9 protein-coding genes are annotated in these 10,814 nt (G+C 35.8%); 3 read left to right on the forward strand and 6 right to left on the reverse strand.

What is annotated here, in order from left to right:
- Positions 1 to 217 precede the first annotated feature (217 nt).
- Together ACY65O_RS03720 and ACY65O_RS03725 are read left to right on the forward strand one after the other, a co-directional pair.
- Complete coding sequence (locus tag ACY65O_RS03720; protein WP_462219504.1) at positions 218 to 2,491, forward strand: peptidase domain-containing ABC transporter; 2,274 nt, start codon at positions 218 to 220, stop codon at positions 2,489 to 2,491.
- A 9-nt stretch (positions 2,492 to 2,500) separates the two neighbouring features.
- The gene (locus ACY65O_RS03725; RefSeq protein ID WP_462219505.1) at positions 2,501 to 3,811 is read left to right on the forward strand and encodes an HlyD family secretion protein; all 1,311 of its coding nucleotides are present in this window, start codon (positions 2,501 to 2,503) and stop codon (positions 3,809 to 3,811) included.
- A gap of 50 nt (positions 3,812 to 3,861) precedes the next feature.
- On the opposite strand, the gene ACY65O_RS03730 is transcribed toward ACY65O_RS03725, so the two are convergent.
- The 6 genes from ACY65O_RS03730 to rny all read right to left on the reverse strand — a co-directional run bounded on the left by ACY65O_RS03730 (position 3,862) and on the right by rny (position 9,253).
- Positions 3,862 to 5,058, reverse strand: a complete 1,197-nt coding sequence (locus ACY65O_RS03730; RefSeq protein WP_462219506.1) for a lytic transglycosylase domain-containing protein — start codon at positions 5,056 to 5,058, stop codon at positions 3,862 to 3,864.
- Positions 5,058 to 6,509, reverse strand: coding sequence for an Asp-tRNA(Asn)/Glu-tRNA(Gln) amidotransferase subunit GatA (gatA, locus tag ACY65O_RS03735; protein WP_462219507.1), 1,452 nt, complete (start codon positions 6,507 to 6,509; stop codon positions 5,058 to 5,060). Before gatA ends, ACY65O_RS03730 begins: the two co-directional genes overlap by 1 nt.
- A gap of 98 nt (positions 6,510 to 6,607) precedes the next feature.
- Positions 6,608 to 6,841, reverse strand: a complete 234-nt coding sequence (locus ACY65O_RS03740) for a Sec-independent protein translocase subunit TatA/TatB (RefSeq protein ID WP_462219508.1) — start codon at positions 6,839 to 6,841, stop codon at positions 6,608 to 6,610.
- A 103-nt stretch (positions 6,842 to 6,944) separates the two neighbouring features.
- Positions 6,945 to 7,073 carry a hypothetical protein gene (locus tag ACY65O_RS03745; RefSeq protein WP_462219509.1) on the reverse strand — a complete coding sequence of 43 codons (129 nt, stop codon included), beginning with the start codon at positions 7,071 to 7,073 and terminating at the stop codon, positions 6,945 to 6,947.
- A gap of 181 nt (positions 7,074 to 7,254) precedes the next feature.
- Positions 7,255 to 7,614: a 50S ribosomal protein L19 gene (gene rplS / locus ACY65O_RS03750; protein ID WP_462219510.1), complete on the reverse strand. Its 360-nt coding sequence runs from the start codon at positions 7,612 to 7,614 to the stop codon at positions 7,255 to 7,257.
- 73 nt (positions 7,615 to 7,687) lie between these two features.
- Entirely contained in the window at positions 7,688 to 9,253 is a 1,566-nt protein-coding gene (rny, locus tag ACY65O_RS03755; protein ID WP_462219511.1) for a ribonuclease Y, read from the reverse strand.
- 238 nt (positions 9,254 to 9,491) lie between these two features.
- Between rny and ACY65O_RS03760 the strand changes: the two genes are divergently transcribed.
- Positions 9,492 to 10,814 (forward strand): sensor histidine kinase (locus ACY65O_RS03760; protein WP_462219512.1); only part of this gene is annotated, 1,323 nt, incomplete at its 3' end.

Below are 10,814 nucleotides of genomic sequence, written 5' to 3' on the forward strand. Positions count from 1 at the left end.
CAACAACAATACCACAATACAATATCACAGCTATACCTGCATACATTATAATAAATAAAAAAGGCAATATAGTGAACAAAAGTTCATCTATAAGCGATTTATATATTAATTTAAAAAGAATAAATATGAGAAATCCATAAAAATATAACCTACTTGGCCCCCGCCTAATTGAATGGAACAAGAAACAAAACAATAATAAATTAAGACTCCTCCTTCCTTGCCAATCCTTCCATTTATAAAACAACTTGATTCCATAGACTGTGGTCCCACCTGCCTCGCCATGGTATGTAAGTATTATGGCAAAAGTATTAGCCTGCAAAGATTAAGAGATAAAACAGAAATTGGTAAGGAGGGTGTGAATTTATTGGGCATTAATAATGCAGCAGAAAGTATTGGTTTTCGTACCCAAGGGGTACAGTTAACTTACAATCAAATAACAAAAGAAGCACCCTTGCCATGCATTTTACATTGGGGGCAAAATCATTTTGTGGTGCTGGTGAAAAAAGGCAGATCCCTCTTACCTCGGGAAGACAAGATAACGATTGCCGACCCCGGTAAAGGAATAATTAAATTAAGCAAAGAAGAATTTATACAACATTGGGCAAGCAGTAATTTAGATGGCATACCCTATGGTGTGGCTTTGCTATTAGAACCTACTCCAGCTTTTCATAATCAACTAAACGAAAAAGAAAACAAACTCGGCTGGGGCATGTTGCTGGGGTATTTTGCACAGCAAAAAAGATATATTGTGCAATTGTTTATTGGTTTGTTGCTGGGCAGTTTACTACAGCTTATTTTTCCTTTTTTAACGCAGAGCATTGTAGATACTGGTATTAACCAACATAACCTGCCCTTTATTTATTTAATATTGGCAGCACAGTTTATGTTATTTTTTGGTCGTACTGTGGTGGATTTTATCCGCAGCAGGATATTATTATTCATTAGTACAAAAATTAATCTTGCCATTCTTTCCGATTTTTTGATAAAGCTGATGAAACTACCGCTCAGTTATTTTGATACAAAACAAACCGGCGATATAATTCAGCGTGTTGGTGATCATAAGCGCATTGAAAGTTTTTTAACTGGCTCGGCATTAAGCACATTATTTTCTTTATTCAACTTAGTTATTTTTTCAATAGTCTTGCTGCAGTACAATACCATTGTATTCGGTATTTTTTGCGCAGGCAGCATTTTATATTTTTTATGGATAAAAATATTTCTCCGCTACCGCCGCAGTTTAAATTATAAGCAATTCGCCATTGCCTCCAAAGAAAATACAGCCACCATGCAATTGATTTATGGTATGCAGGAAATTAAATTAAACGGAGCGGAGCATTTACGCCGCTGGGAGTGGGAAGGTTTACAGGCAAGCTTATTTAAACTAAGCTTTAAAAGTTTATCGCTAAACCAATATCAGCAGGCCGGCGCCTTTTTTATTAACGAGGGCAAAAATATCCTCATTACATTTTTTGTTGCAAAGTCTGTTTTGGAAGGCCAGTTAACATTGGGTGCAATGCTGGCGGTGCAATACATAATTGGGCAGTTAAACAGCCCGGTGGAGCAAATTATAAGTTTTACCCAACAGGCACAGGATGCAAAAATAAGTTTAGAACGGCTGAACGAAATTCACCAAATGGAAGAAGAAGAGCCTGCGGATAAAGAACTTACTAAACAATTGCCAGAGCATAAATCAATTCATTTAAATAATCTTTCTTTTACTTACGCAGGCGCAGGTAACGAACCGGTTTTAAAAAATATTAATCTCCTTATTCCCGAAGGAAAAACAACTGCCATTGTTGGCATGAGCGGCAGTGGTAAAACAACTTTGCTAAAATTACTTTTAAAATTTTACGAAAATTATCAGGGAGAAATAAAAATTGGTGGAAGATTTCCGCTTGAATCTCATACATCACCTTCTCCGTTTCTCCCCCCTTCGGAGAGCATAGGAGGGGCTGTTCTCTCCTCTATCAGCCCTAAATACTGGCGCAGCCAATGCGGCAGTGTAATGCAGGAAGGCTATATTTTTAATGATAGCATTGCAAAAAATATTGCAGTAAGCGACGAAAGGCCCGATTACAATAAATTACTCCACGCCTGTAAAGTAGCCAATATTCAAACTTTTATAGAATCATTACCATTGGGATTTAACACAAAAATTGGTGCCGAAGGAAATGGCATTAGTACCGGACAAAAGCAACGCATATTAATTGCAAGAGTGGTATATAAAAATCCTGAATTTATATTTTTTGATGAAGCCACTAATTCTTTAGATGCCAATAATGAAAAGGCGATAATGGAAAACTTAAATATATTTTTTAAAAATAAAACTGTGGTGGTAGTAGCACATCGGTTAAGCACTGTAAAAAATGCTGATAATATTGTGGTATTGCACAACGGGCAAATAACCGAAAGCGGAACACATGAAGCATTAGCAATGCGAAAAGGGGAATATTTTGAGTTGGTAAAAAATCAATTGGAATTTGGAAATTAAAATTAATTTATGCCTTACGAAGTAAATGGTAATGAAATTAAGGTTTCTGGTAACCAGTTATTACGAAGTATAGAAGTAAATGAAATTATTTCTAGCAGGCCTGGCTTTTTAATCCGTTGGGGTGTCACTGTTTTTTTTATAATGTTGCTATTGATTGTATTTGGTACTTATTTTATTCAATACCCTGATGTTGTACCCGCCAAAGCAAAACTAACCTCTATCAATGCCCCCAAAGCAGTTATAACAAAACAATCGGGCAAACTAATAAAACTTTTTGCAAAAGAAAATGAATTAACCAAACAAGGAAATGTTTTAGGTTATTTAGAAAGTACAGCCAATCACGAAGAGATCATCAGTTTGTCAAATAATATTGACAGCTTACAAATATTTATTGATAAAAGTAGTATAACAAAGTTGTTGCAGTATCAAAATTCTTCTTACCAAAATTTGGGGGAGCTGCAGCAATCTTTTCAAACTTTTAAGCAATCGTTTACAAACTTTCGAAATTACATTTCTGGCGGATTTTATTTAAGCAAAAAAAGTATGCTTTTAAAAGATGTAAATTTTATGCAAAAATTGCACAATAATTTATTGCTGCAAAAAAGTTTGAACATGGAGGATCTGGAATTATCACAAAAAACATTTAATGCCAATCAATCTTTAAAAGAGGATAAAGTAATTTCTGACTTAGATTACAGGAATGAAAGCAGCAAACTCATCAATAAAAAATTGACGCTGCCGCAAATAAATTCTGCTATCATCAGTAACGAAAGCCAGCAGAACGAAAAACATAAAGAGATAATGGAATTAGAAAATACCATTGCACAGCAAAAAAGTATTTTCTCCCAATCTTTAAATACTTTAAAAAGCCAGGTAGAGGAGTGGAAGAAAAAGTATTTACTAACAGCACCAGTTGATGGTAAAATTGCATTCGCCACTTTTTTGCAGGAAAACCAGCAATTGCAAGCCAATCAAATTATATGTTTTATCAATCCTGAAAATTCGCAATACTATGCCGAAATTTATATTCCGCAAACAAACTTTGGAAAAGTAAAAACAGGCCAGGAAGTGTTATTAAAATTTGTTGCGTATCCTTTTCCCGAGTATGGGAGTGTAAAAGGTACAATTGATTTTATCAGCAATATCAGTACCGACAGTGGTTATCTGGCTAAAGTTATTTTACCTTATGGTTTAAATACGAATTATAAAAAGCAAATTCAATTTCGTGATGGTTTAACCGCACAGGGAGAAATAATCACTGCAAATATGCGGCTGCTGCAGCGGTTTTATTATAACATTGTTAAGCAGGTAGCCAGATAAGCAAAAACTGTAGCCGGTGTATAGTTATTTTAGAACGATACAGATGATAATTATTTCCCTTTCTTCTTTTCTTTTTTTGTTTTTACCGCAGGGTAAAAAGTTTGATTATTAGAAATATTATTATCACCTAATAAAATTTGCACACACTCATTTAGGATAATATATTTATTGGCCTGGAAGAGTTGCATTTTATCTTGCGGTAAACGTAAATCGTAATTGCCATTATTAGTCATCATGTAATCAAACTCAGGGTTAAAGCGGTTGAACAGCAAAATATCCATGGCCAGGTTTTTAGCAATAACTATAGAATTGTATTTACCTGAAACAGCCTGTGTAGCAGTAGTTTCCAGCTCTTCTGGTGTAAGCTGGGGTTTAGTATCAAACGGATTTGCACCCGGCCCATTACTATTCATTTCGTAATTGCCATTTTGATTGCTGACAGTTGTAACACCGCCACTGCCTTCCATAATATAATGTGTGGCGATAAACCGCTTAACGTAAGTTCTGGACTCGGCAGGTAAATGATATTGAAGGTTCCAAAAATTACGGCTGCCACTTTTTTTAATAGCGCTGTACACTCTTCCAGGTCCGCCATTGTAAGCAGCCATCACCAAAAGCCAATCATGAAATTGTTTGTATAAAGAAAGTAAATACCTCGATGCTGCGTGGGTGCTTTTAAAATAATCCCTTCTCTCATCGTAATATCCATTAACCACTAAACCATAATCTCTTGCAGTGTAAGGCATAAACTGCCATGGGCCGCCGGCGCCTACATGGCTTGTTGCTGCGGTACTTAAATTAGATTCTATAACAGCAATGTATTTAAGTTCTCTTGGTAAACCATACTGGTTTAAAATACTTTCAATTAAATTAAAGTAGGGTTGGCCCCAGCCTTTCATTTTGGTAAGATAAGTACCATGTGCTTTCATATAATCCTGTATAAAAACCGTAGCGCTGGGGTTTACCTGCGATGAATAGGAAAGCGTAGTATTATAACTGTATTTAGAAAATAAATTTTTAAAACCATATTTGGTAACCTGGCTAAAGTATTGCACTTTATCTTTTGCAGGTGGCGCTTTTGTTTTTATAACTTCATCTATAATTTCTTCTTCTATTTTTTCTATTTTAACCGCTGTATCTGTTAAGGGCAATTGTTGCTGCTGTAAATTATTACTCAATACATTTCCAGCCTTTGCTTTGGGCAAAAGAAAAAATGCAGTGAATAATAATAGTAAAATATTTTTCATTAATTATTAAGATGCTGATATGTTTTATAATGTTGCATCAAATGCTCCGACAATTGCAGCAAAGTTAGTTCATCTGTTTTTGCCGTCATAATCTGCAGGCCAAAAGGCATTGTATTACTATGCTTAAATAACGGAACAGATATACCCGGCAACCCTGTTAAATTGGCAAAAACCGTATAGATATCTGCTAAATACATTGCAATAGGGTCATCAGTTTTTTCACCAAATGTAAAAGCAGTACCCGGGCTGGTAGGTAATATAACAGCATCATACTCAGCAAATATGGCCTTGGTTTTATCTGCTAACAGCCTGCGTACCTGCTGTGCTTTACTAAAATATGCATCGTAATAACCGGCACTTAATACAAAAGTGCCGAGCATTATTCTGCGTTGCACTTCTTTGCCAAAACCTGTACTGCGGGTGTGCTTATAAAAGTCTGTTAAATCTTTTACGCTATCCTTATTGCGGTAGCCAAACCGAACACCATCATACCTGCTAAGGTTACTGCTGGCTTCCGCCGTAGTTAAAACATAATAAGCCGGCACCACATAATCCAATAAATCAAAATCCATTGCTCTAACGGTATGGCCTTCCGATTTTAATTTATCAATCAGCGCCAAAATATTTTCTTTTATTTCTTTATCCAAAGAAGGATGATGTAATGCTTCTTTAAAATAAACAATTTTATATTTCTTATCCACATGCTCATTGCCCATTGCCCATTGCCCATTTTCAATCGCAGTACTGTCAAACTCATCGGCACCACTCATTACCTCCAGCAATAGCGCAGCATCATAAACGCTGTTGCTAAAAATACCTATTTGGTCAAAAGAAGAAGCATAGGCAATTAACCCATACCGTGATATACGGCCATAAGTGGGTTTAATACCTACAATGCCACAAAAATCTGCCGGCTGCCTTACAGAGCCACCGGTATCGCTGCCTAAACTTACCATGCACAAACCTGCTTGTACTGCCACAGCACTTCCTCCTGATGAACCACCGGGAACTTTGGTTTCATCTGCAGCATTTAATACATTGCCGTAAACCGAGTTTTCGTTAGTGCTGCCCATTGCAAATTCATCGCAATTACAACTGCCAATAATAATAGCATCTTCATCCAGTAATCTTTGTACTGCCGTTGCTGTATAAACGCTGGTAAATCCTTCTAAAATTTTTGATGCTGCGGTAACCTTATGGCCTTTATAGCAAATAACATCTTTAATAGCAATTACAACACCGTGTAATTTTTTTAACGGCTCACCATCTTTTCTTTTAGCATCCAGTTCCATTGCTTTTTGCAAAGCTTCTTTTGCAAAAATCGCCGTAAAAGCATTAAGGTGTTTTTTTTCTTCAATTTTAGTAAGGTAATAGTTTACCGTATCAACACAGGTATTGCTGTTGGCAGTAAGTTTTTTGTGATACTCTTGTATGGTGCTTGATGATGCCATTAAATACAAAACTCTTAAATAGTAAATAAACAATCGGCTGAAGCCGTTCCGGAATTAACCAGGAATTACTTCAGCCGAATATTGATTTGATAAATTTATTACTGTTGTGGTAATTGCTGCTTGGTTTCTTTATCCTTCATACCTTCCTCAATCTCACTTTTCACATTATTTTTAGCATCGTTAAACTCACGCATTCCACGGCCAATACCTCTCATTAACTCAGGTATTTTTTTTCCGCCAAACATTAATAACACCACTACGATAATTAAAACTAATTCTCCGCCACCGGGCATGGAGAATAACAAAATATTATTTAAAATTGAAACTAACATAATAAAGATTTAGGTGACAAAGATAAATCAATTATTTACTTATTACAGCAAATAATGTAACATTATTAACCTGCGGTTAACAGCATTAGCGAAATAAAAAATATTAACGAATGTAATTTTTGCCGCACCTGGCCTTACCGTTGGCAGCCTGCTCGGTAGTAATACCACGGGCACAGGAAACTAAAAAAGAAATTGAAATAATAGCTACAAAGAATAATACAATACTTCTCATGATAGAATGGGTTTTACGGTTTAAAATAAAAATCAGTAAATAATTCAGAGTAAAGGTTCTATCCAGTAATATTGTAATTTGCGTTTAAAATTGCAATAATTATACCAAACAGGCTAATATCCATGAAAACGCAAAAATTAGTTAAAATTTTTGCGTTGTATATAAATTTTTTTATGCTGCTTTATTTAGCAACAGCCATTCTTTTCTCTCTTATACGGGCACTTTTTCCACTTCTCTCACGTAAGTAGTACAATTTAGCACGGCTAACTTTACCCACTTTATTCAAAACAATGCTTTCAATATTGGGCGAATATATAGGGAAAAGACGCTCAACACCCACACCATCGCTCATTTTACGTACTGTAAAAGATGCAGTGGCACCTACGCCCTGTCGTTTAATAACATCGCCTTTAAAGCTTTGGATACGCTCTTTTGTACCTTCTACAATTTTATAATTAACAGTGATGTTATCACCTGCTTTAAATTTTGGGAGCGTTGGAACTGTTGTCAACTGCTCATGAACAAATGCTACTGCGTTCATAATACTTTATTTTTTTACGGACGGCAAAGGTAGGGGTAAATGTTGAATATTAAATGTTGAATATCGAATATTTTTAGCGGGCTACATTTACACTTCTCTTTTCCCTTATCACTGTTACTTTTATCTGACCGGGAAACGTCATTTCTGTTTGAATTTTTTGAGCTATCTCAAAACTTAATTTTTCGCTGTCGCCATCGCTCACTTTATCAGCTTCTACAATTACCCTAAGCTCTCTGCCAGCCTGAATAGCGTACGCTTTTTCTACACCTGTATAACCTAAAGCCATGTTTTCTAAATCCTTAATACGCTGAATATACTGTTGCATTATCTCACGCCTAGCACCCGGCCTAGCACCGCTTATAGCATCGCATGCCTGAATAATGGGAGAGATAACATACTGCATTTCCATTTCATCATGGTGGGCTCCAATAGCATTAACTACTGCAGGATTTTCACCATATTTTTCAGCCAGTTTTGCTCCTAATAAAGCATGGCTTAATTCAGTTTCTTCATCAGGTACTTTACCAATATCATGCAGTAAACCGGCACGTTTTGCAAGTTTGGGATTCATGCCCAGCTCTGCGGCCATAATAGAACAAAGATTAGCAGTTTCCCTGCTGTGCATCAATAAATTTTGGCCGTAAGAAGAACGGAAACGCATTCTGCCTACCATTCTTATCAATTCTTTATGCAGGCCATGCACACCCAGTTCCATAGCAGTGCGTTCGCCTATTTCCATCACCTGGTCATCTAATTGTTTTTTTGTTTTTTCCACCACTTCCTCAATACGAGCCGGGTGAATACGTCCATCTGCCACCAGGCGTTGTAAAGATAAACGGGCAATCTCCCTGCGTAATGGATCAAAAGAAGAAAGTACAATTGCCTCAGGGGTATCATCAACAATCAGATCAACACCAGTGGCAGCTTCAATGGCACGTATATTTCTACCCTCACGGCCAATGATAGAACCTTTTATTTCGTCGCTTTCTAAATTAAAAACGGTAATGGCATTTTCAATTGCCGCTTCGGCAGCGGTACGTTGTATGGTTTGGATAACTATTTTACGGGCTTCTTTATTGGCCTTTAATTTAGCATCTTCAATAATTTCCTGCTGTATGGCAATGGCTTTTGTTTGGGCTTCCTGTTTTAAACTTTCTATTAATTGTGCTTTGGCGTCTTCGGCACTAAGGCCGGCCACTTTTTCCAGGCGGCGTATATGTTCTTCCTGGTGTTTTTCCAGCTCCGTTCGTTTGGTGTTTACCACTTCAATCTGGCGGTTAAGCGTTTCTTTTATGGCTTCGTTATCCTTAATCTGTTTTTCAAGATTCTGGTCTTTTTGGTTGATGGACTGCTCTTTTTGCTTGATCCTGCTTTCGCCTTCAATAATTTTTTGATTACGCTGCAATACCTCTTTATCATGCTCGGCCTTAAGCTGCACAAATTTTTCTTTAGCTTCTAAAATTTTTTCTTTTTTAAGATTTTCGGCCTGTAACTGGCCATCAGCAATAATTTTTTGAGCCTGTTGCTCAGCTTCTGCCACCTGGTTTTTAGTGTTTTTGGCAAATAAAATTTTACCCAGTACAGCGCCAATTATAAGTGCAGCTATACCAATTATGATGTAAATTATGGTAGGTTCCATTAAATGTTTTGGTTTTAAAACGGTTCACAATCTTATATATCCTTTCTTCATTCATATATATAAATGAGATAGTTAGTTAGCGAAGATATGAAATTTGTTGGGAGTTAAGAGCCTGTATTGCCGCTAATAAAGCTGTTTATTGATAAATAAAATGGAGAAAAGTGTGTAGAAATAAATATTTATTTTGTAATATCATGTAAATATTTTTCGTTAAACTGTTACTTCCAACCCAAAGAAAATGCGTTTTTTTAGCAGCATACAACAACAAATAGCTGAAATTGGTTATGATAACAACCTGCCCGAGTACATAAAAAAAAGGGTATTGGTTTTTAATCAGCTCAACTTTTTGGCATTTCTGTTATCGCTAATGCGATTTTTTTACATTGCTTTATTTACACCACATTTTTTCAGTGTTTCCGCTTTATTAATAAATTTTGCTTTATGTGCTTTTTTTTTATGCATGATGTGGGTGATGCACAAACAATTTTTTCGTACAGCAACAATAAGTTCATTTTTTTTAGTGCCACCGATGTTTGCCTTGGTAAGCTGGGCTACCAACGATAATGGTATGGATATTTTTGTTTTGCTTTATATGATGTTCAGTTTCTTTTTTTTAAACCAGTTAAAAAATATCATTATCGCTTTTTTATATTGTTTGATATTTTTTTTAGTGATACATTTCATATTTCAAAAAGGGTTTAATTACAGGCTAACTAATGCAGCTAATCTTTACCTTATTATTTTTAATTACCTGGTTGCTTTTTTAATGTTTTTTGCCACCATGTATCTTATTAAATACCAGGTATGGGTTTACGAAAAATCGGTAAAAGAAAAAACTAAAGTGCTTGCCGAAAGAAATATTGAGATTGAAGCAAAAAATGAAACCCTGAGTATGCAGGCCGTACACCTGGAAACTACCACACAGGAGTTAACCGAACTTAACCAGGTTAAAACAAAATTATTTTCAGTAATATCTCACGACCTGCGTACTTCCATTTATGCACTTAAAAATATTTTTGAAGCCCTACGGCTGGGATATATTACCAAAGAAGAGCTGATAAATGAACTGCCCGAGTTAAGTAATGAAATAGATAACTGTGCCGAGGTAATGGAAAACTTGCTTAACTGGGGAAGAGACCAGTTTAAAGAAAGCAGGATAGCAATTGAGCGGATTGATGTAAAGGAAATTGCAGCCACCACATTTAAACATTTATTACTCAGGGCCAGTAAAAAAAATATTACACTGGTAAACAGTATTGCAAAACCCGTTTATGTTTATGCTGATACTCAAATGATAAAAATTGTGTTGCGAAACCTGGTTGCCAATGCTGTAAAATTTACACCACAAGGCGGAACCATAGAAATTTTTACAGAAGAGAAAGGAGATTTTACTAATATTTATATAAAAGACGATGGAATTGGAATGACCGAACAGGCTATTACCAAAGTTTTTAATAACGAATATTATACTACCCTTGGTACTAATAAAGAAACCGGCACCGGGCTGGGGTTAATTATTTGCAGAGATTTTGTAAAAGCGATTAATGGAAATTTTGTGATT

The organism is Ferruginibacter sp., from assembly GCF_031430955.1.
Taxonomy (GTDB): Bacteria; Bacteroidota; Bacteroidia; order Chitinophagales; family Chitinophagaceae; genus Ferruginibacter.

Excerpts from the sequence above, each read along its gene's own strand:
- gatA (WP_462219507.1), bottom strand. The coding sequence starts at position 6,509 with ATGGCATCATCAAGCACCATACAAGAGTATCACAAAAAACTTACTGCC.
- ACY65O_RS03740 (WP_462219508.1), bottom strand. The coding sequence starts at position 6,841 with ATGTTAGTTTCAATTTTAAATAATATTTTGTTATTCTCCATGCCCGGT.
- rplS (WP_462219510.1), bottom strand. The coding sequence starts at position 7,614 with ATGAACGCAGTAGCATTTGTTCATGAGCAGTTGACAACAGTTCCAACG.
- ACY65O_RS03745 (WP_462219509.1), bottom strand. The coding sequence starts at position 7,073 with ATGAGAAGTATTGTATTATTCTTTGTAGCTATTATTTCAATTTCTTTT.
- rny (WP_462219511.1), bottom strand. The coding sequence starts at position 9,253 with ATGGAACCTACCATAATTTACATCATAATTGGTATAGCTGCACTTATA.
- ACY65O_RS03725 (WP_462219505.1), top strand. The coding sequence starts at position 2,501 with ATGCCTTACGAAGTAAATGGTAATGAAATTAAGGTTTCTGGTAACCAG.
- ACY65O_RS03730 (WP_462219506.1), bottom strand. The coding sequence starts at position 5,058 with ATGAAAAATATTTTACTATTATTATTCACTGCATTTTTTCTTTTGCCC.